Source organism: Photorhabdus hindustanensis (assembly GCF_002968995.1).
GTDB lineage: Bacteria > Pseudomonadota > Gammaproteobacteria > Enterobacterales > Enterobacteriaceae > Photorhabdus > Photorhabdus akhurstii.
In genome coordinates this window covers 25,420-46,699 of sequence record NZ_PUWT01000001.1, presented here as the reverse complement: position 1 = coordinate 46,699, position 21,280 = coordinate 25,420, and the positions used below count along the sequence as shown (strand labels likewise).

General features: G+C 45.0%; 22 protein-coding genes and 1 pseudogene. 12 read left to right on the top strand and 11 right to left on the bottom strand.

Going from position 1 to position 21,280, the window contains the following annotated elements; translation table 11 throughout:
* Positions 1-4: 4 nt before the first annotated feature.
* The 5 genes from cyoB to C6H66_RS00195 all read left to right on the top strand — a co-directional run bounded on the left by cyoB (position 5) and on the right by C6H66_RS00195 (position 5,362).
* Positions 5-1,996: a cytochrome o ubiquinol oxidase subunit I gene (gene cyoB, locus C6H66_RS00215; protein WP_046394476.1), complete on the top strand. Its 1,992-nt coding sequence runs from the start codon at positions 5-7 to the stop codon at positions 1,994-1,996.
* Positions 1,986-2,600 carry a cytochrome o ubiquinol oxidase subunit III gene (locus tag C6H66_RS00210; protein WP_105394484.1) on the top strand — a complete coding sequence of 205 codons (615 nt, stop codon included), beginning with the start codon at positions 1,986-1,988 and terminating at the stop codon, positions 2,598-2,600. Before cyoB ends, C6H66_RS00210 begins: the two co-directional genes overlap by 11 nt.
* Positions 2,600-2,932: a cytochrome o ubiquinol oxidase subunit IV gene (locus C6H66_RS00205; protein WP_036775099.1), complete on the top strand. Its 333-nt coding sequence runs from the start codon at positions 2,600-2,602 to the stop codon at positions 2,930-2,932. The genes C6H66_RS00210 and C6H66_RS00205 overlap by 1 nt, the downstream gene beginning before the upstream one ends.
* A gap of 12 nt (positions 2,933-2,944) precedes the next feature.
* Entirely contained in the window at positions 2,945-3,829 is an 885-nt protein-coding gene (gene cyoE, locus C6H66_RS00200) for a heme o synthase (protein ID WP_046394473.1), read from the top strand.
* Positions 3,830-3,982: 153 nt separating this feature from the next.
* Positions 3,983-5,362: an MFS transporter gene (locus C6H66_RS00195; RefSeq protein ID WP_105394483.1), complete on the top strand. Its 1,380-nt coding sequence runs from the start codon at positions 3,983-3,985 to the stop codon at positions 5,360-5,362.
* Positions 5,363-5,485: 123 nt separating this feature from the next.
* On the opposite strand, the gene C6H66_RS00190 is transcribed toward C6H66_RS00195, so the two are convergent.
* Positions 5,486-5,977 (bottom strand): YajQ family cyclic di-GMP-binding protein, encoded by a 492-nt coding sequence (locus C6H66_RS00190; RefSeq protein ID WP_036775093.1) that lies wholly within the window; start codon positions 5,975-5,977, stop codon positions 5,486-5,488.
* 135 nt (positions 5,978-6,112) lie between these two features.
* On the opposite strand from C6H66_RS00190, the pseudogene panE reads away from it, so the two are divergent.
* Together panE and yajL are read left to right on the top strand one after the other, a co-directional pair.
* Positions 6,113-7,025, top strand: a pseudogene (panE, locus tag C6H66_RS00185) (2-dehydropantoate 2-reductase).
* Positions 6,988-7,578, top strand: a complete 591-nt coding sequence (gene yajL, locus C6H66_RS00180; RefSeq protein ID WP_046394470.1) for a protein deglycase YajL — start codon at positions 6,988-6,990, stop codon at positions 7,576-7,578. Before panE ends, yajL begins: the two are co-directional and overlap by 38 nt.
* Before the next feature lie 78 nt (positions 7,579-7,656).
* On the opposite strand, the gene thiI is transcribed toward yajL, so the two are convergent.
* Positions 7,657-9,105 (bottom strand): tRNA uracil 4-sulfurtransferase ThiI, encoded by a 1,449-nt coding sequence (thiI, locus tag C6H66_RS00175; protein WP_046394469.1) that lies wholly within the window; start codon positions 9,103-9,105, stop codon positions 7,657-7,659.
* A gap of 196 nt (positions 9,106-9,301) precedes the next feature.
* On the opposite strand from thiI, the gene xseB reads away from it, so the two are divergent.
* The 5 genes from xseB (at position 9,302) to C6H66_RS00150 (ending at position 13,725) form a co-directional block, all read left to right on the top strand.
* Positions 9,302-9,580, top strand: a complete 279-nt coding sequence (xseB, locus tag C6H66_RS00170; RefSeq protein ID WP_046394468.1) for an exodeoxyribonuclease VII small subunit — start codon at positions 9,302-9,304, stop codon at positions 9,578-9,580.
* Positions 9,581-9,584: 4 nt separating this feature from the next.
* A complete protein-coding gene (gene ispA / locus C6H66_RS00165; RefSeq protein WP_046394467.1) occupies positions 9,585-10,502 on the top strand; it encodes a (2E,6E)-farnesyl diphosphate synthase in 918 nt (305 codons plus the stop codon).
* Positions 10,503-10,564: 62 nt separating this feature from the next.
* Positions 10,565-12,430: a 1-deoxy-D-xylulose-5-phosphate synthase gene (dxs, locus tag C6H66_RS00160; RefSeq protein ID WP_046394466.1), complete on the top strand. Its 1,866-nt coding sequence runs from the start codon at positions 10,565-10,567 to the stop codon at positions 12,428-12,430.
* Positions 12,431-12,925: 495 nt separating this feature from the next.
* Entirely contained in the window at positions 12,926-13,204 is a 279-nt protein-coding gene (locus tag C6H66_RS00155) for a type II toxin-antitoxin system TacA family antitoxin (protein ID WP_046394465.1), read from the top strand.
* Complete coding sequence (locus C6H66_RS00150; protein WP_046394464.1) at positions 13,201-13,725, top strand: acetyltransferase; 525 nt, start codon at positions 13,201-13,203, stop codon at positions 13,723-13,725. The genes C6H66_RS00155 and C6H66_RS00150 overlap by 4 nt, the downstream gene beginning before the upstream one ends.
* Before the next feature lie 37 nt (positions 13,726-13,762).
* Here C6H66_RS00150 and pgpA read toward each other — a convergent pair whose 3' ends face one another.
* From pgpA to yajC, 9 genes are all read right to left on the bottom strand, one after another.
* On the bottom strand, positions 13,763-14,254 hold the full coding sequence (gene pgpA / locus C6H66_RS00145) for a phosphatidylglycerophosphatase A (RefSeq protein WP_105394482.1): 492 nt from the start codon (positions 14,252-14,254) through the stop codon (positions 13,763-13,765).
* On the bottom strand, positions 14,247-15,236 hold the full coding sequence (gene thiL / locus C6H66_RS00140) for a thiamine-phosphate kinase (RefSeq protein WP_046394462.1): 990 nt from the start codon (positions 15,234-15,236) through the stop codon (positions 14,247-14,249). Before thiL ends, pgpA begins: the two co-directional genes overlap by 8 nt.
* Before the next feature lie 100 nt (positions 15,237-15,336).
* Positions 15,337-15,753 (bottom strand): transcription antitermination factor NusB, encoded by a 417-nt coding sequence (nusB, locus tag C6H66_RS00135; RefSeq protein WP_046394461.1) that lies wholly within the window; start codon positions 15,751-15,753, stop codon positions 15,337-15,339.
* A gap of 26 nt (positions 15,754-15,779) precedes the next feature.
* On the bottom strand, positions 15,780-16,250 hold the full coding sequence (gene ribH, locus C6H66_RS00130; protein WP_046394460.1) for a 6,7-dimethyl-8-ribityllumazine synthase: 471 nt from the start codon (positions 16,248-16,250) through the stop codon (positions 15,780-15,782).
* A 126-nt stretch (positions 16,251-16,376) separates the two neighbouring features.
* Positions 16,377-17,486, bottom strand: a complete 1,110-nt coding sequence (ribD, locus tag C6H66_RS00125) for a bifunctional diaminohydroxyphosphoribosylaminopyrimidine deaminase/5-amino-6-(5-phosphoribosylamino)uracil reductase RibD (protein WP_181150124.1) — start codon at positions 17,484-17,486, stop codon at positions 16,377-16,379.
* Between the two features lie 4 nt (positions 17,487-17,490).
* A complete protein-coding gene (nrdR, locus tag C6H66_RS00120) occupies positions 17,491-17,940 on the bottom strand; it encodes a transcriptional regulator NrdR (RefSeq protein ID WP_036775072.1) in 450 nt (149 codons plus the stop codon).
* Positions 17,941-18,056: 116 nt separating this feature from the next.
* Positions 18,057-19,025 carry a protein translocase subunit SecF gene (gene secF / locus C6H66_RS00115; protein ID WP_036775069.1) on the bottom strand — a complete coding sequence of 323 codons (969 nt, stop codon included), beginning with the start codon at positions 19,023-19,025 and terminating at the stop codon, positions 18,057-18,059.
* Between the two features lie 10 nt (positions 19,026-19,035).
* Positions 19,036-20,883: a protein translocase subunit SecD gene (secD, locus tag C6H66_RS00110; protein WP_105394481.1), complete on the bottom strand. Its 1,848-nt coding sequence runs from the start codon at positions 20,881-20,883 to the stop codon at positions 19,036-19,038.
* Between the two features lie 27 nt (positions 20,884-20,910).
* Positions 20,911-21,240 (bottom strand): preprotein translocase subunit YajC, encoded by a 330-nt coding sequence (gene yajC / locus C6H66_RS00105; RefSeq protein ID WP_036775066.1) that lies wholly within the window; start codon positions 21,238-21,240, stop codon positions 20,911-20,913.
* Positions 21,241-21,280 lie beyond the last annotated feature (40 nt).

Below are 21,280 nucleotides of genomic sequence, written 5' to 3'. Positions count from 1 at the left end.
AGTAATGTTGGGAAAATTAACACTTGATGCAATCCCATTGCATGAGCCCATTATCATGGTCACTCTTGCAGGGATTCTCTTCGCAGGGCTCGCGATTGTCGGAGCCCTGACCTATTTCCGTAAATGGAAATGGCTATGGAGCGAGTGGTTAACCAGCGTTGACCACAAGAAAATCGGTATTATGTACATTATCGTGGCACTGGTCATGATGCTCCGTGGCTTTGCCGATGCCATTATGATGCGTGGTCAACAGGCTGTCGCCTCTGCTAGTGAAGCAGGTTTCCTGCCGCCGCATCACTATGACCAGATTTTTACTGCCCACGGCGTTATCATGATTTTCTTCATGGCGACACCTTTTGTTGTCGGCCTGATGAACATCGTGGTTCCACTACAGATCGGCGCTCGTGACGTGGCATTCCCATTCCTGAACTCACTGAGCTTCTGGTTCTTCGTCGTTGGCGTTGCGCTGATTAACATCTCTCTGGGTGTGGGTGAATTCGCTCAGACCGGCTGGTTAGCTTATCCTCCGCTCTCAGGTATAGAATATAGTCCGGGCGTTGGGGTCGATTATTGGATATGGAGTCTTCAAATATCCGGTATCGGTACCTTGCTGACAGGCGTTAACTTCTTTGCGACGATCCTGCGTATGCGTGCTCCTGGCATGTCCATGATGAAAATGCCTGTATTCTCTTGGGCAGCACTCTGTACTAACGTACTGATCATCGCAGCATTCCCAATTCTGACCGTTACCATTGCCCTGCTAACTTTTGACCGCTACATGGGTACCCATTTCTTCACCAATGATATGGGCGGTAACATGATGATGTATATCAACCTGATATGGGCTTGGGGTCACCCTGAAGTTTATATTCTGGTGCTGCCAGTCTTTGGTGTTTTCTCTGAAGTGACTGCGACGTTCTCGAAAAAACGACTGTTCGGCTACACTTCTCTGGTGTGGGCAACCATTGCCATCACCGTATTGTCATTTATCGTATGGCTGCACCACTTCTTTACGATGGGCTCTGGCGCGAACGTTAACGCCTTCTTCGGCATAGCCACCATGATTATCTCGATTCCGACAGGCGTTAAGATCTTCAACTGGCTGTTCACCATGTATCGAGGCCGTATTGAGTATAAAACACCGATGTTATGGACCGTTGGCTTCATCGTCACCTTCTCTATCGGTGGTATGACCGGCGTTCTGCTAGCAGTTCCAGGCGCAAACTTCGTTCTGCATAACAGCTTGTTCCTGATTGCACACTTCCATAACGTGATCATCGGTGGTGTTGTCTTCGGTTGTTTCGCCGGTACTGCTTACTGGTTCCCGAAAGCTTTTGGTTTCACACTGAACGAAAAATGGGGTGTCCGCGCATTCTGGTTCTGGATCATCGGCTTCTTTATCGCCTTTATGCCAGTTTACGCGCTCGGCTTTATGGGAATGACCCGTCGTATTAGCCAAGATATCAACCCTGAATTCCATACTCTGCTGGTCGTCTCCGCGATTGGTGTTGCACTGATTGCCGTTGGTATCCTGTGTCAGGTCATTCAATTCTACGTGAGTATCCGTGACCGTGACCAAAACCGTGACCTGACCGGTGACCCTTGGGGCGGACGTACTCTGGAGTGGGCAACATCTTCTCCACCACCATTTTATAACTTTGCTGAAGTTCCACATGTTCAAACCCGTGATGCATGGTGGGATATGAAAGAAAAAGGCACTGCTTATAAGCGTCCTGCTCAGTATGAAGAAATTCATATGCCTAAAAATGCTGGTGCGGGGGTAATTATTGCTGGCTTTAGCTTGCTGTTTGGTTTCGCCATGATTTGGCATATCTGGTGGCTGGTTATCGCAAGCTTTGCAGGCATGATTATCACTTGGATTGCAAAAAGCTTTGATGAAGATGTTGATTACTACGTACCCGTTGCTGAAGTTGAGCAAATTGAGAATCAACACCATGAACAAATTAGCAAGGCAGGTCTGAACCATGTCAACTGAAACTATGACCAACCACAATCATGCCCACGAGCATCATGGGCACCACGATGCGGGAGCCACTAAAGTATTCGGTTTCTGGGTCTACTTGATGAGTGACTGTATTCTGTTCGCATGTCTGTTTGCGACTTATGCAGTACTCGTTAACGGAACCGCGGACGGCAAATCTGGTAAAGAGCTTTTCAACCTCTCTTTTGTATTGGTTGAAACTTTCCTACTGTTATTCAGTAGTATCACTTATGGCTTTGCCATGCTGGGAATGAACAAAGGAAAAATCGGCCAGGTTAACGCCTGGCTCGGCATGACTTTCCTGTTCGGCCTTGGCTTCGTGGCGATGGAATTGTACGAATTCCATCACCTGATTGTTGAAGGCTACGGTCCTGACCGCAGTGCATTCTTGTCCGGATTCTTCGCACTAGTTGCTACTCACGGTATCCACGTTACCTGTGGTCTGGTCTGGATTATCATCATGATAATCCAAGTCACCCGCCGCGGTTTAACTGATGTCAATAAAACCCGTCTGAACTGCCTGAGCTTGTTCTGGCACTTCCTAGATGTGGTCTGGATCTGTGTATTTACCGTTGTTTATCTGTTAGGAGCTATGTAATGAGTCATTCTAATACTGCTCATACTGGAGCTAGCCACGGTAGCCTGAAATCTTATCTGATCGGCTTTGTTCTTTCAGTCATCCTGACTGTGATTCCATTCTGGATGGTAATGGATGGTTCTGCCTCCCATACGACTATCCTGACAACAGTAGTCGCTCTGGCTGTGGTGCAGATTATTGTTCATTTTATCTACTTCCTGCACATGAACACTTCGTCAGAAGAACGCTGGAACTTAGTAGCATTGCTGTTCACCATTTTAATTATCGGTATTGTTGTTGTTGGCTCACTATGGATTATGTACAACCTCAACATTAATATGATGGTTGATTAAAGAGCTGCATATATGATTAAGCAATACCTGCAAGTAACTAAACCAGGAATTATTTTCGGCAATTTAATTTCTGTGATCGGTGGTTTTCTACTCGCCTCGAAAGGGGTGATTGATTACCCTTTGTTCATTTCGACTCTGCTCGGCGTTTCATTAGTCGTGGCTTCTGGCTGTGTATTTAACAACTACATTGACCGTGACATCGATCGGATCATGGAAAGAACAAAAAACCGTGTCCTTGTAAAAGGGCTTATTGATCCGAAAATCAGCCTGATTTATGCATCAATACTGGGTATTGTTGGCATAGTGCTGCTCTATGCAGCAGCCAATGCTTTAGCAATGCAATTAGCGATTATCGGTTTTGTCGTCTATGTAGGGGTTTATAGCCTCTATATGAAAAGGAAATCTGTTTATGGCACGTTGATCGGCAGTTTGTCCGGTGCGGCACCTCCGGTTATCGGTTATTGTGCAGTAACTGGTCAGTTTGATACGGGCGCGTTGATCCTGTTACTGATTTTCAGCCTGTGGCAAATGCCGCACTCCTATGCCATTGCTATTTTTCGTTTCAAAGATTACCAGGCAGCCAATATTCCTGTACTGCCCGTGATCAAAGGCATATCCGTGGCGAAAAACCACATTATCCTTTATATCCTGGCATTTATGATTGCAACCCTTATGTTAGCCATCAGCGGTTACGCTGGTTACAAATATTTGGTTGTTGCAGCAGCAGTGAGCGTCTGGTGGCTAGGAATGGCGTTATCCGGTTACAAAACTGATAATGACCGCATTTGGGCTCGTAAATTATTTATATTTTCCATTGTGGCAATCACTTCCCTGAGTGTCATGATGTCTATTGACCCACATGTACCCTCAGAAGCCTTCCTAACTTACGTCCGGTAATTTTCCCTGATGGCAGTGGTCCCCCCTGCCATCAGTTTCCTTCCAGCCTGTTATTCCCTCTCCTTAATACTTCAATATTATTAATTCAATTAACTATTTACCCCTTATTGAAAACCTATCTACAATGACACATCAAAATATTTCGAGGTAATCATGAACGATAATAAAATGACGCCACTTGAGCTTCGGGCGACATGGGGCCTAGGTTCAGTTTTTTCTCTGCGAATGCTAGGCTTGTTCATGGTGATTCCTGTATTAACAACCTATGGCCTGAATCTAGAAGATGCCACCAAAACACTTATTGGTATCGCCATTGGCATTTATGGTTTAACCCAAGCAATTTTACAGATCCCTGTTGGACTGCTTTCTGACAAAATTGGCGCTAAGCCCTTAATTGTTGGTGGGTTACTACTATTCGTCTTAGGCAGTATCATTGCTGCTCTCAGTGATTCTATCTGGGGCATAATAATTGGACGAGCGCTACAAGGTGCTGGAGCCATATCTGCTGCAATTATGGCGCTACTTTCTGATTTAACCCGTGAACAAAATCGAACTAAAGCGATGGCTTTTATTGGCATTAGTTTCGGAATAACTTTCGCCGCAGCCATTGTACTTGGCCCAATCCTGGCTCATGCCATTGGATTAAACGGTCTATTTTGGGTAATTACCATTCTAGCCGGTTGTGGCATTCTGATAACGCTATTTGCTGTTCCTTCCACAGATAAACACATCCTCAACCGCGAATCAGGCATTGTTCGTCACAGTTTCAGTAAAGTTCTGACTGATAGCCAATTGCTGAAACTCAACTTTGGCATACTCAGTTTGCACACTTTGCTAATGGCAAGTTTTGTCGCCTTTCCTTTGGTGATGCAACAAGCAGGATTCCCTAACCAACAACATTGGAAGGTTTACCTGATCACCATGCTGGTTTCATTTGTATCTGTTTTACCTTTCATTATTTACGCAGAAAAAAAGCGCCGCATGAAACAAGTGTTTTCACTGTGTATCACAATGCTACTGATTGCTGAAATTGTATTGTGGGCAGCGGGACATCACTTATGGGTAATTTTCATCGGCATACAAATTTTCTTTATTGCTTTCAATGTAATGGAAGCTATCCTGCCATCACTTATCAGTAAAGAAGCACCAGCAGGTTATAAAGGTACAGCAATGGGCATCTACTCTACTAGCCAATTTTTAGGTGTCGCTTTAGGAGGGAGCCTTGGTGGTTGGTTATCTGAATTAAAAGGAGCGCCGCTGGTATTTATGGCTGGTATCGTACTGACAACCATTTGGTTCATTATCAGTACAACAATGAAACAACCCCCTTATGTCAGCAGCATCAGAATTTCTCTGCCAGAAAATATAGTCAATAAAGCATTACTGGAACAAAAAATTCTTGTTCAGCCAGGCGTTTACGACGTCGTTATTGTGCCGGAGGAGCATAGTGCTTACATAAAAGTAGATACTAAACTGACAAGCAGAGCACAACTTGAACAATTGATAGCTAACAATAATGACACGATAGGTTAAGTATCAAACCAGATAACTCCACTCACTCCGATTTGATATTAAGGAAAACTGGGAGTGGGGTATTCTGGTCAGGAATACCCCACTCCATATTAGGCTAGATATCTCAATCCACTAGGCAGAAAATCAATCCCGGAAATTAGTAAACTGGAATGGCTGTCCCAGCTCTGCGCCACGAACTAATGCCATAACACTTTGCAAATCATCACGAGCTTTACCTGTCACTCGCACCTGTTCACCCTGAATCTGTGCTTGCACTTTCAGTTTACTATCCTTAATCAGCTTCACGATCTTTTTCGCCGTAGGGGTATCAATCCCCTGCTTCAGAGTCGCTTCAACGCTGTAAGTCTTACCACTGTGCAACATATCATCAGGGATATTCAATGCAGCGCCATCGATACCACGTTTAGCCAACTTTTCACGTATGATATCAACCAACTGACTTACCTGAAAATCTGACTCACTAGCGATCTTGATAGATTCACTTTTTTCATTTAATTCGAAACTGGCGCTGACATTACGGAAATCCCAACGGCTAGCAAGCTCGCGCTGCGCATTTTCTACCGCGTTGCGAACTTCATGCATATCAATTTCTGAAACAATATCGAAAGATGGCATTATCCATGACCTCCTGATAATCAATAAGTTGGCATGATAACCGCTTTCCACTGTCAGCAAAAGCGCTATACTTGGATTAGCGGGATCTTATTATTTCCATCCCAATATTATGGCAGCGTCTTTCAAAAGGTGTATATGAAGATAACCGTTCTTGGCTGTGGCGCTATAGGAAAACTGTGGCTAGCAGCATTATCGCAACAAAAGCATCAAGTACAGGGCTGGTTAAAAAGTTCCCAGTCTTATTTATCTGTTCATATTGACGAAATGAATGGGCAAGTATTCAACCAACCAATCCCAACTAATAATAGCGATCATCTTGCTAACAGCGAATTACTAATTGTCTGCCTGAAAGCATGGCAAGTCGCTGATGCAGTGAATAATTTACTCCCCAAACTTTCACCTAATTGCCCAATTTTATTACTACACAACGGCATAGGCACCCAAGAAGAACTATTATCAGCGCCTAATCCAATACTACTTGGCGTCACAACACATGGCGCATATCAGGATAACCAACGGGTTTATCATACCGCGTCCGGGCTAACCCATATTGGCTCGGCAACGTCAAATGCAACTGGGTTTAGCTCTCTGGCTAATGTATTACACCAATCTTTGCCAGACGTTGCATGGCATAACGAAATACTCTCTATTAGTTGGCTGAAACTTGCCGCTAACTGTGTCGTAAACCCGCTAACTGCACTTTATGAATGCCAAAATGGCGATTTGCTTCGCTATCCGGAACAATTAAATACTTTGTGCGAAGAGATTATTCAGGTTATGCAACGAGAGAACATGCATACTACTATCGACAACCTGATTGCCTATGTCTACGATGTGATTAAACTTACAGCAAAGAACTACTCTTCCATGTTGCAGGATGTCCGCGCAAAACGTCGCACTGAAATTGACTATATCACCGGTTACTTATTACGCCGGGCCGGTGCACATGGTCTGGCAACCCCTGAAAATATCCGTATCTATAACCTAGTTAAACATAAGGAAAGATGATTATGACCCCTTCAGCACTCATCTGCCTGGCCCACGGTAGTGAAGAAATAGAAGCCGTTACAACCATTGATTTACTGGTACGCGCTGGTATCAGTGTCACGATCGCCAGCACCGCCAGCGATGGAGAACTGGTTTTAACTTGTTCCAGAGGTGTAAAACTAGTTGCTGATGTCCCTCTGGAAAAAGTTATTGATGAATCTTTCGATGCCATTATCTTACCCGGCGGTATGCGAGGTGCCGAATGTTTCCGTGATAATTCACTCGTTATCGAAAAAATCCGCCAGGCACATTATCAAAGGAAAATTATCGCTGCAATTTGTGCCGTGCCTGCTATCGTGCTTGAACACCACAATTTATTCCCTACAGCCAAAATGACCGGCTACCCCGGTTTGCAAGACAAAATTTCGTCCGATAAATGGATTGATTGCCGAGTCTGTTTTGATGATCGAGTCAATCTATTGACCAGCCAAGGGCCAGCGACAGCTTTCGATTTCGCATTAAAACTCATTGAATTATTAAAAGGACGAGAAATAGCAGCAGAAGTGGCAGCTCAACTCATATTGCCACTAGGTGTATATTCTTATCAGGATTGAAAAAATAGACAAAAACATCTTACTTTATACGATTCGGGGTTCACGTAATAAGAACCCCGAAATGTATAATTAAAACAATTAAGGCCGATAAACTTTCACGTTATCAAAACCCTGCTCAGATAAATAGAGTGCCTGCAAACGACTCATAACTCCACGTTCACAATAGAGTAGATAAGTCTTATCTTTTGGCAAATCACCAAACTGGCTGCTCAACTTATAGAATGGCAATGATTTGATTTCCACACCATTTAACTGCAATGGCCGATCATCTTGTTCATCAGGCGAACGAATATCCAATAACACATCCGTTGGAACGAACGCTGTCACCGTTTCAATTTCAACCACTTGCTCATTGCTTTGTTCTGCGATCTGGCGAATATCAATATTCTGAGCCTCACTGATCACTTTTTCCAGAATATTAAAATCGAAATTTGCCTCTTCTGCTTCAATTTTAGCTTTAACAGCTTTTACTGTTGGGCTTTTTGAAATAACACCACAGAATTCAGGCATCGTACGGGCAAAATCCTCAGTGCCAATCTCACGCGCTAACCTGATAATGTGCTCCTTATCATGAGAAATCAGCGGCCGCAGAATCAATGTATCCGACGCATTATCAATCAAACGCAAATTAGTGAGTGTCTGGCTGGAAACTTGTCCCAAAGCTTCACCGGTAACAATCGCTTGCACGCCATAACGCTCTGCAACTTTAGATGCCGCTCTTACCATCATCCGTTTAAGCACCACCCCCATTTGGCCATCATCAATTTTTTCCAAAATTTCAGCGACAACAGGTTCAAAATCCACAGCAACGAAACGGACTTTATGGGAACTACCAAAACGATTCCAAAGATAATGAGCAACCTGCTTCACGCCAATTTCATGAGCGGAGCCGCCAAGATTGAAGAAGCAATAGTGAACACGGCAGCCACGGCGCATTAGCATATAGCTGGAAACACCAGAATCAAAACCCCCAGAAATCAGAGACAATACATCTTCCTGCGTTCCGATAGGAAAACCACCAATCCCTTCATAACGGGCTTTTACCAAAATCAGCACATCCTGATCAATTTCCAAATTGACGGTAACATCAGGATGATTGAGTTTTACTTTCGCAGATTCAATATGCTGGTTTAAACCACCACCGACATAACGTTCTACTTCATTAGACGTAAATTGATGTTTACCACGACGTTTTACCCGAACACAAAATGTCTTATTGTGGAGCGATTCGCCATAAGCATCATAAGCTTGTTCAAAGATATGATGCATGTCACGAAACTCACGCTCTTCTACTTGCAGAATATGGTGAATACCGGGGATACGTGTCAGCGCATCACAAATTTGAGCGCCAAGGTTTTCATCTTTAGTACGAACTTCGATATTATCCCAATGGCGAACCACTGCAATATTATCTCCTAATGTTTTCAGCACATTGCGAATATTACTAGCGAGAATTTTAATAAAGCGCAAACGAACAGTTTGGCTCTTGATCGTGATTTCCGGGAATAATTTAATAATAAACTTCATAGTGAGTTATAGTAGTAGTTAGGCATTTTGATAAAAAAACTGATGGTACGTTTTGGTTGTCAAATCAGGCCGCGGAGTATAACACTATCTCGTGGTATAGCGCGGAAAAAACACAAAATCAGTTAAGGATTTGTTTGCACCAGCATAATAAGATAGTCTGCAACCCTCAGGCGAACTCTGTAAATAGTAAAAAATTATGCCAAAGAAAAACGCAATATCAGAAAGTACAAACAGTACGCCAGAACCTGCCCCGGCAATGACATTTGAAAGCTCATTAAAAGAGCTGGAACAGATCGTCGCCCGGCTGGAATCAGGTGAACTGGCACTGGAAGAAGCCCTAAGCGAGTTTGAGCGTGGTATTCAATTAGCCCGTCAAGGGCAACAGACTTTGCAACAAGCAGAACAGCGAGTTCAGATTCTGCTTAACGATGATGCCCAATCTCCACTGAGTCATTTCTCCCCGGATACTGAATAAGCCTATGTCTGAACAAAATTCAACCCAATTTAAAGAACAGCTTAAAATCTGTCAACAACGAGTCAATAACGTTCTGATAAGCACACTATCTTCACTGGCATTTGCAGACAACCCGCTCGTTCACGCAATGCAACATGGTACTTTGCTCGGTGGTAAACGCCTGCGCCCATTTTTAGTTTATGCCGTTGGTGAAATGTTTGGGTTATCCGCAAATAATCTGGATGCTCCAGCAGCAGCCGTTGAATGTATCCACGCCTTTTCATTAATTCATGACGACTTACCGGCGATGGATAACGATGATTTACGCCGTGGACAACCGACCTGCCACATAAAATTTGGCGAAGCTCACGCGATTCTAGCGGGAGATGCATTGCAGGCACTAGCGTTTGAAATCCTATCTAAAAGAGAAATGCCGGATGTTACAACAGCAGATCGCCTCGAAATGCTTGCTGAATTGGCAACCGCCAGTGGCGTAACCGGTATGTGTGGCGGCCAGGCCCTGGATTTGGCAGCAGAAGGCAAACACATCGATCTCCATATGCTAGAAAAAATTCATCGCCACAAAACGGGCGCACTTATCCGTTCCGCAGTCAGAATGGGCGCATATGGCGCAGGTCAACGTGGGCATGACGTCTTGCCTGAATTGGATCAATATGCCCAAGCCATCGGGCTCGCATTCCAAGTTCAGGACGACATTCTTGATGTCATTGGCGATACCGAAATGATAGGAAAACGCCAAGGCAGTGACCAACAGCTAGGAAAAAGCACTTACCCCGCATTACTAGGGTTAGAACAAGCACAGAAAAAAGCATACGAACTGTATCAAGAAGCATTACAAGCTTTGAATAAACTGGAAGATAAATCTTATAACACAACCATGCTGCGCGCACTTGCCAGTTTTATCATTGAACGTAACAACTAAGGTCTGCCGGTAAATTTACCCACTGGCAGCGCTATTAATAAACACTTCTTAACGAGTATCAAATGAGCATTGATATAGCCAAATACCCAACATTGGCATTAGCGGAAAATCCTGAAGAACTTCGTATGTTACCAAAAGAGAGCCTGCCGAAGTTATGTGATGAACTTCGGCAATTCCTGCTAAACAGTGTCAGTCGCTCTAGTGGTCACTTTGCCTCCGGTCTTGGCACCATTGAGCTGACTGTGGCGTTGCATTATGTCTATAAAACGCCTTTCGACAAATTGGTATGGGACGTCGGCCATCAGGCTTATCCTCACAAAATCTTGACAGGACGCCGAGATCGTATTGATACGATTCGTCAAAAGAATGGGCTTCACCCTTTCCCGTGGCGGGATGAAAGTGAATACGACACCTTATGTGTCGGCCACTCATCGACCTCTATCAGTGCTGGATTAGGTATGGCAATTGCCGCTCAACGCGAAGGCAAAGGCCGTCGTACAGTTTGTGTTATCGGTGATGGCGCGATAACAGCAGGCATGGCTTTCGAAGCGATGAACCATGCCGGGGATATCGACCCGGATATGTTAGTCATTCTTAATGACAACGAAATGTCTATCTCAGAGAACGTTGGTGCGTTAAATAACCATCTAGCTCAACTTCTTTCCGGTAAACTCTACACCACATTGCGGGAAGGCGGGAAAAAAGTCTTTTCCAATCTACCTCCGATTAAAGAACTACTGAAAAAAACTGAAGAACATATCAAAGGCATGGTTGTTCCTGGCACTCTGTTTGAAGAATTGGGTTTTAATTACATTGGCCCCATCGACGGACATGATGTACTGACATTGACCCAAACGCTGAAAAATATGCGTGAGTTGAAAGGGCCACAGCTACTGCACATCATGACTAAAAAGGGTCGGGGCTATGCACCCGCCGAAAAAGATCCTATCAGTTGGCATGCGGTACCTAAATTTGATCCGACTACTGGCGCATTACCTAAAAGCTCAGACAACCGCCCTACTTTCTCCAAAATCTTTGGAGACTGGCTATGCGAAGAAGCCGCCAATGACAAAAAATTGATGGCAATCACACCAGCCATGCGCGAAGGCTCTGGTATGGTGCGTTTCTCCCGTGAATATCCTGATCAATACTTCGATGTCGCCATTGCAGAACAACATGCCGTGACTTTTGCCGCTGGTTTGGCAATTGGTGGTTACAAGCCGATTGTTGCTATCTATTCAACATTTCTCCAACGTGCTTATGACCAGGTTATCCATGATGTCGCCATTCAGAATCTACCTGTTCTATTTGCAATAGATCGCGGAGGTATCGTAGGTGCTGATGGTCAGACACATCAAGGCGCCTTTGATCTTTCATTCCTTCGTTGTATCCCCAACATGGTCATTATGTCGCCAAGTGATGAGAACGAATGCCGACAGATGCTGCATACCGGCTATCATTATCAGCAAGGTCCAGTAGCCGTGCGCTATCCACGAGGAACAGGAACGGGGGCAGAACGCCAATCATTTGAACAATTGCCAATTGGTAAAGGCGTTATTCGTCGTCAGGGTAAGAAGATAGCGATCCTGAACTTTGGTACTCTGTTACCCGATGCAATAACGGCAGCAGAGTCACTGGATGCGACTGTTGTTGATATGCGTTTTGTCAAACCACTGGATAAAGAATTGATATTAGAAATGGCTGATAACCATGATTTATTGGTCACGCTGGAAGAAAATGCCATTATGGGCGGCGCCGGAAGTGGCGTTAATGAACTGCTAATGCAGGAAGGTCGTCTGGTGCAAATTCTGAATATTGGCTTGCCTGACCAATTTGTGCCACAAGGCAGTCAGGAAGAAATCAGAGCGGATTTAGGGCTTGATGCCGCAGGTATTCAAAATAGCATCAATAAAAGGCTATTTTCCTGAGTATATAAGGATAATAGGGTATTTATCCTATTATCCTCAGTGTGTGGATTTACCGATTGATTACGTATAATGATTTGAGTTAAAACCGCCAGCGGTCTATACCTCCTACTCTGACGCCCACATTAGGAAATATTGGTGATAATCTGTCGAATTGTTCCATTATTGGAATTGTAATTAGCGACTTTTTTGGGATTATAGTAGGAAGTTCCTCAAGTTAGATGATATGTATTTCCGCATTCTTCTCTATAAAAAGGCACCATTTTCAGAATCAAGTAACGATGCCTACCAAAGTACTCTACACAAACCCAGCAATCCAGTGCAGCCGACTTCTGATATTTCGTGCAGTCGTCTTCTGAAAATGACAAGATAGGGGTCACGGCCGTGCCAAAAGCGTTCGTATTTGATACGGTACACGTACGCTTTCATTATGTACATCTTGCTAATAGGCACACCTTAATGTACGATTTCAATACGTACAAATAGGAGGGCGTAACAATGCCTCAGATCCCAGTAGAAACTAACGACCGAATGTCGCTACGTATTGCCTCAGAAGAAAAGTCGCTGTTGATGCGTGCAGCCGCTTTACAACATACCAACTTGACTGAATTCGTGATCCGCAATGTGATGTCAGCAGCACAGAAGATTATCGACGAGAGCGAACGGCTGGAGCTGACCAAAAGAGATAGTTTGCATGTTCTGGATCTTTTGGATAACCCACCGGCACCCAATGATAAATTGTTGGCCGCAGCATTTGCCTTGCCAAAACAATCATGACGCTACCAATCTGGCACGAAGAACCTATAGGCAAACATCATGATCGCGGTGCTTTTGACTGTGGTGATGAGGCATTGAATCAGTTTTTACATCGCCATGCAAGGCAGAGCCATGAGAAAGGTGGGGCAAAAACCTACCTTGCGGTTAGCGAGAACAATGGAACGGTATTGGGTTACTATAGTCTAAGCCCCGCTTCTATTGCTTATGAACGTGCACCGGAAGTGATTAAACGGGGCCTGGCTCGACATGAAGTGCCAGTATTTCGGCTCAGCCGTCTGGCTGTAGATCTTTCAGTACAGAATCAAGGGCTCGGTGGCCAGTTGTTGCTAGCCGCTGGTCGGCGCTGTTTATTGGTGGCCGCGCAGGCTGGCGGGGTTGCATTGCTGATTGATGCCAAGAATGGACGTGTTGCCGAGTGGTACACCAGCTATGGTGCTATTCCGCTATTAGATGCCCATCTATCTTTGCTGTTACCATTCAAAACAATACATGCAGCTCTAGTCACTGCGGGGAAGCTTTAAATGAGTCCCCTCTAAGGGATAATCAATACACCACACCTCAGAAAATAAAAATCTGATAAAACGCCAATAACCAAACAATCACGAAAGAAAATACAGCAGCGATAACATCATCCAACATGATGCCTAATCCGCCATGAACATAGCGATCAAACCAGCGAATTGGCCACGGTTTCCACATATCGAGAATACGGAACACCATAAAACCGGTCAAAACCCACTGCCAGTTAACCACAGGGATTGCCATCAATGTGATCCACATACCGATAAATTCGTCCCAGACAATACTACCGTGGTCATGAACCTTCATATCATCAGAAGTACGCTGGCAAATCATTATGCCGACAAACATCCCGACAATAATCACCAACCAGCACATCCATTCCGGAAACTGAATCAGTAATAACCAGAATGGAATAGCCGCTGCCGATCCCATTGTTCCCGGCACAACCGGCGACAACCCACTACCAAAACCTGTCGCTAATAGATGCCAGGGATTGCTCATCCGTAAGCGACGCTTTGCCTTATCCATGTGCTTCCTCGGTAATAAAATGATCGAACCCTTTTAGATCTAATTTAATCTCTTTATTATTGCTGTAGTAACGAATACCCTCCGATTCCGCCATGATCTGTCCAACACAGCTAAAACCAGCACCGGTATGCGCTAACGCAATTTCCAACGCACCACGATTCCGCTCCGGGACGGTAAAACACAATTCATAGTCTTCCCCACCACTCAAAGCCCACATCAAAGCTTGTTGTGGTTCAACATATTGTTTCATCGCATCAGAGTAAGGAATCGCATCCAGGTTTATTCTGGCTCCACATCGGCTGGCTTTCAGAATGTGACCCAAATCGGAAATCAAACCATCAGACAAATCAATAGCTGATGTTGCCAGGCCACGTAGTGCTTGCCCTTGTAAAATACGAGGCTGCGGCCTGAGATGACGCTGAACTAACCAGTTGTGGGATATCGGATCAGAAATTTGTAGACGGTTTTGTAACAGAGCCAAACCCGCCGCACTATCACCCAACGATCCACTCACATAAATCCAATCGCCATTTTTTGCGCCAGCACGCCGTAACGCTCTGCCTGCGGGAACTAAACCATGAATCGTCAACGTCAGACTCATCGGGCCGCGGGTAGTGTCGCCGCCAATAAGCTGCATACCGTAATAACGCAATTGTTCAAACAAACTGTCACTGAAACTACTCAGCCAGCATTCATCTACTTCCGGTAATGTTAAAGCCAATGAAAGCCAAGCAGGATCAGCGCCGACCGCGGCTAGATCACTAAGATTCACAGCGAGAGATTTGTAAGCTAAATCTTCAGGGGAGATATCAGGTAAAAAATGAACGCCTGAAACTAAGGTATCCGTACTAACCGCCAATTGTTGTTTATCGGCCAGTGTCATTAGTGCGCAGTCATCACCAATACCCAAATTTACATCACGCCGGTTAGTCTCCTGGCGATCAAAATAACGTGCAATGAGGTCAAATTCGCCACATGCCATAATAAAATCCCAAAAAATTACTGATGATCATGAACATAAGGCCGGTATCCCGGCCTTACAAATCATCGTCTACGGTGGGAAAAACCCGACAAGCAGTAGCTTATCTTTTTCTGCGTACTGCTGGACCAGATTTATCCAATACTCCGTTCACGAATTTGTGACTATCTTCAGCACCGAAGACTTTTGCCAATTCGATAGCTTCGTTAATAGCCACTTTATAAGGGACATCATCACGATAACTTAGTTCAAACATAGCAACACGCAAAATGGCTTTTTCTACCTGACCTAACTCTTCGAGCTGACGGGAAAGATAAGGAGCCATCAAAGCATCCAGCTTAACTGCATTCACAGCTACTCCTGACAGCAATTCACGAAAATAGGTTACGTCAACACCAGTGACGTCCTGCTCCGACAGAAACTGTAATTCAACATCAGCAATGCTATTGCCAGATAATTGCCATGAATATATAGCCTGAACAGCGCACTCACGAGCACGACGACGAGCAGCAGGTTTCACAAGATTCCCCTTAATTAAAACTAAAATCAGCCTTTAATGGCATTAATTACATTGACCATTTCCAGCGCGGTTAATGCAGCTTCTGCGCCTTTATTACCCGCTTTGGTTCCAGCGCGTTCAATCGCCTGTTCAATGCTTTCTGTAGTCAGAACACCAAATGCCACTGGGATTTCACTGGACATCGCCACACTAGACAGACCAGAACTGCATTCACCAGCAACGTATTCAAAATGAGCGGTACCACCGCGGATAACTGTACCTAGCGCGACAACGGCATCATATTTTCGGGTTTCGACCAATGTCTTCACTGTCAATGGTAACTCGTAAGCACCAGGAACCCAGACAACAGTGATATTCTCTGAGGCAACCTGACCGATACGCTCAAGCGCATCTACCGCGCCTCCTAACAGACTGTCATTAATGAAGTTGTTGAAACGTGCAATGGCAATCGCCACACGAGCTTGTGGAGCTGCAACAACACCTTTGATTACGTTCATAGCCTTCCTTCTATCTGTTCATATCCGCAGGGGGGCGGATTCTATCATATTCTTTCGTTAGCCGCGCCTGCCGATTTAGCAACGGAGCATAAAAACAGGCAAATTAATCCACACTCACATATTCAGTCAGTATACAGGCCGTAAACGCAGACGAAGATCAGGCCCAACTTGCTGTATATCAAAAATGTCAAATTCCGGCGCCACTGCCAGATTTTTGAGTTCAGGAATAGTAAACAAACCACAAGCCGTATCACCTAGCACTTTTGGCGCAACGTAAAGAACCAGTTCATCCACCAATCCTAACGTTAGCAATGCCCCCGCCAACAATGCCCCGCATTCAGTCCAGACCGTATTGATCTGGCGCCTCCCCAACTGCATCATCAATGACACTAAATCTACCCCAGCACCATGAGCCGGTAACAGTATCTGTTCTACATTTTTAGACAAGTCATGTTCATCTGCTTTAGTGCGAGCCAGCCAACAATAACCGGGCTGTTGTATCACCTGATGCTGAGGACCAACACGATTTTGACTGTCAACAATAACACGTACCGGTTGACAAAGATTTTCCTCGGGATAAGCCGCCTGAGTTTCTGCATCCAATTCACTCCAACGAACCGTCAAGTGAGGATCATCAGCCAGAACAGTGCTACTGGAACTCAGAATCGCGCTACATTGAGCACGGAATTTTTGCACATCATCGCGAGCTTGAGATGATGTAATCCATTTACTTTCGCCAGAAGCTAATGCAGTTCGCCCATCAAGAGAAGAAGCCATCTTCAACTGAACATACGGGAATCCGGTACGCATCCGTTTCAAAAATCCCCGGTTGAGAGATTCAGCTTCTTCCATCATCAGACCATGCTCTACTGCAATACCAGCCTGTTGCAGCTTATAAAGTCCCCTTCCTGCTACCTGTGGATTAGGGTCCTGCATCGCCGCAACCACACGGCTAACACCAGCCGCAATCAACGCATCGGCACAAGGTGGCGTTTTACCGTGATGACTGCACGGTTCAAGCGTGACATAAACAGTTGCGCCCTTAGCTTTATCTCCGGCCATCCGTAAAGCGTGAACCTCAGCATGTGGCTCGCCAGAACGTAAATGAAAACCTTCCCCAATAATCTGCCCATCACGCACAATCACACAACCTACGTTGGGATTAGGTGACGTGGTAAAGCGCCCTTGACGCGCTAATTCCAAAGCACGCGCCATATATTTTTTATCGTTATTCACTGGCTCAACCTTGTAATTTAGCAATCTCTTCGCCAAATTCACGAATATCTTCAAAGCTGCGATAAACAGAAGCAAAACGGATATAAGCAACTTTATCCAATTTCTTCAATTCATCCATGACCAGATTACCAATCATTTTGGATGGAACTTCCCGTTCACCGGTAGCACGTAACTGAGATTTAATATAGCTAATCGCCATCTCTACATCATCAGAACTAACCGGGCGCTTCTCCAGTGCTTTTTGCATACCGCGGCGCAATTTTTCTTCATCGAACGGCTCTCGGATATCGTCACTTTTTATTACTCTAGGCATAACCAACTCAGCCATTTCAAAAGTGGTGAATCGCTCATGACACTCAAGACACTGGCGCCGTCGGCGCACCTGCGAGCCATCCCCAACTAAACGAGAGTCAATCACTTTGGTATCAACAGCAGCACAAAATGGGCAATGCATATCGTTTCCTGATGGTTAATCCAAACTAAATTTACAGTTTATCCTTAATCTGAATAAAAAACACCCTGTCAGCCGGAATACTCACAGGGTGTTTGAACAGCATCAAGGCAGAATAATTAAGGTAACAAAGATGGCTGATCAGCCCCTTCTTTTTCAACTTTTTGCTGGATCATGTGTTCACGCTTCATACCCAGTTTCAACGCTAAAGCGGAAGCAACATAGATAGAAGATACCGTACCGATAGAAACACCGATTAACATCGCTAGTGAGAAACCCTTCAACATCGCGCCACCGAAAATATACAACATCAGCACCACCAGTAAGGTAGTCGCGGACGTCATGATTGTACGGCTCAACGTTTGCGTCAGAGAGACGTTCATAATTTCATACGACGTACCACGACGGATCTTACGGAAATTCTCACGGATACGGTCAGAAACCACGATACTGTCATTCAATGAGTAACCGATAACCGACATCAGCGATGCCACAATGGTCAGGTCAATCTCGATATGAAACAGTGATAGAACCCCTAATGTGATGATGACGTCATGGGCAAGGGCAAGAACCGCACCCAATGCTAAACGCCATTCAAAACGGAACCCAACATAAATCAAGATGCAGACAAGCGCCGCCAGTAACGCCATTGCACCATCTTGGGCGAGCTCAGCACCGACACTCGGCCCAACAATTTCAATACGATTGACACTCGCATCTTTATCAATGGTGTCATTAACGACCTTAATAACCTTTTTACCCAGTTCCTCATTAGCCGCTCCCGTAACCGGTGGCATACGCACCATGACATCACGGCTACTACCGAAATTTTGCAACAGCGGATCTTCAAAACCCGCTTTTGCCAGGCTATCACGCATCTTATCCAGATCAGCAGATTGACTGAGTTTGATTTCGATTACCGTACCACCGGTAAAATCGAGTCCCCAGTTAAATCCGCGGGTTGCCATCACAAAAACAGAAGCTACCAACAGCAGCAACGAAATTCCGAAAGCAACGTTGTCCCAGCGCATAAAGTCATAGACTCTGCGACCATAGTTCAATTGTTCAACAGTATAATCCTGTGCCACAACGTGCTCCTTAAATTGATAGCTTCTTAATACGCTTACCGCCGTATAGCAGGTTGACGATCCCTCGAGTACCTACAATAGCGGTGAACATAGAAGTCGCGACACCAATTGACGTTGTTATCGCAAAGCCTTTAATTGACCCGGTACCAACAGCATAAAGAATGACCGCAGTAATCAACGTAGTCAGGTTAGCGTCAATAATACTGGAGAAAGCCCCTTTATAACCTTCATGTATCGCTTGTTGTACTGTCCGGCCATTACGCAATTCTTCTTTGATACGTTCGTTAATCAGCACGTTAGCATCAACCGCCACCGCCAGCGTTAGCACAATACCCGCGATCCCCGGCATGGTTAACGTCGCCCCTGGCAGCAGAGACATGATACCGACAATCAACACCAGGTTAGCCAACAACGCACTGCTCGCAATCACGCCAAATTTACGATAGTAAATCACCATAAACAGAATTGATGCGATTAAGCCCCACAGACAAGCTTCTAAACCTTGTTCAATATTTTGCAGACCAAGGGTTGGTCCAATGGTACGCTCTTCCACAATCTGAATCGGCGCAATCAAAGCCCCTGCACGCAACAATAAGGATAACTGACGCGCTTCGGTTGCATTGGAAAGGCCCGTGATACGGAAATTGTTCCCCAGACGAGTCTGAATATTAGCAATGTTAATCACTTCTTCATGTTTAACTAACACCGCCCGACCGTTAGCATCTTTCTTACCGCTGTCTTTATATTCCACAAACAGTGTTGCCATTGGCTTACCAACATTGTCTTTGGTGAAATTAGACATCGCTGTGCCACCGGCACTGTCCAGTGAAATACTCACCTGTGGATTACCATATTCATCGGCATCCGAGATTGAATCTGTAATGTGATCACCGGTCAGAATAACACGCTTATATAGCACAACCGGATTACCGTCACGGGTGTTTTTCACCTCAGAATCACCAGGCACACGACCTGATGCAGCCGCGGTAGAATCAATACTGGTATTAACCAGACGGAATTCCAACGTTGCTGTCGCGCCAAGAATCTCTTTTGCACGAGCGGTATCCTGAATACCCGGTAATTCAACCACAATACGGTCAGCGCCCTGACGCTGAACCAATGGTTCAGCCACCCCCAGTTGATTAACACGGTTACGTAGAATAGTAATGTTCTGTTGTACCGCATAAGAACGGGCTTCGCGCTGACGTTCATCACTCATCACCGCTTTCAGGGTATTATTAGTTCCGATACTGAAAACTAAATCACGGTGACGACCTGTCAGATAGTTTTCCGCCTCAGCACGCGCTTTTTCATCACGGAAGCGGATTTCTACGCCGTAATTATCAATTTTACGAACAGTGGAATAAGGAATACCCTTTTCACGCAAATCAGTGCGCAGACCTTCAATATTCTGCTCTTGCAGTTTGCCTAATGCGGTTTCCATATCCACTTCCATCAGGAAGTGCACCCCACCCCGCAGATCAAGGCCCAACTTCATTGGTTCGGCGCCAACCTTACTTAACCAGGTTGGTGTTGCTGGCGCCAGGTTCAATGCCACCACGTATTGATCGCCTAATGTGGACATCAATACTTCACGGGCACGAAGCTGAATATCGGAATTATTGAAACGAGCAAGAATCGCGCCATTTTCCAGCGTAATAGATTTACTCGCGATTTGATTCTTTTCTAAAACATTATGGACTTGGACCAGCGTTTGCTCACTGGCGGCGACACCTCGCGCGCCAGTGATTTGTACAGCCGGATCCTCACCATAAAGGTTGGGAAGTGCATAAAGCAAACCGATGAGGATCGCAGCGATCAGCATCAGATACTTCCACAAAGGATAACGGTTTAGCACGGCAGTTCCCTTCGGGAAAATCAGAAATTATAGAGCTTTCATCGTACCTTTCGGTAAAACGGCAGCGACGAAATCACGTTTAATGGTCACTTCAGTAGTCTCATTCAGTGCTACAACGATATAACCCGTGTCAGAAACTTTAGTGACGCGACCAATCAAACCACCATTGGTCATCACCTCATCACCTTTGGAAATAGAATCCATCAGCTTTCTATGTTCTTTAGTACGTTTCTGTTGTGGACGCAGGATCATGAAGTAGAAGATCAAGCCAAAAACGACCAGCATGATGATCAAAGAATATGGGCTTCCCTGAGCCGGTGCGCCAGCAGATGCTGCTGCTTCAGAAATAATACTCATTAAACTTCCCTCATTGTTATCAAATTCAATAGTAATCAAA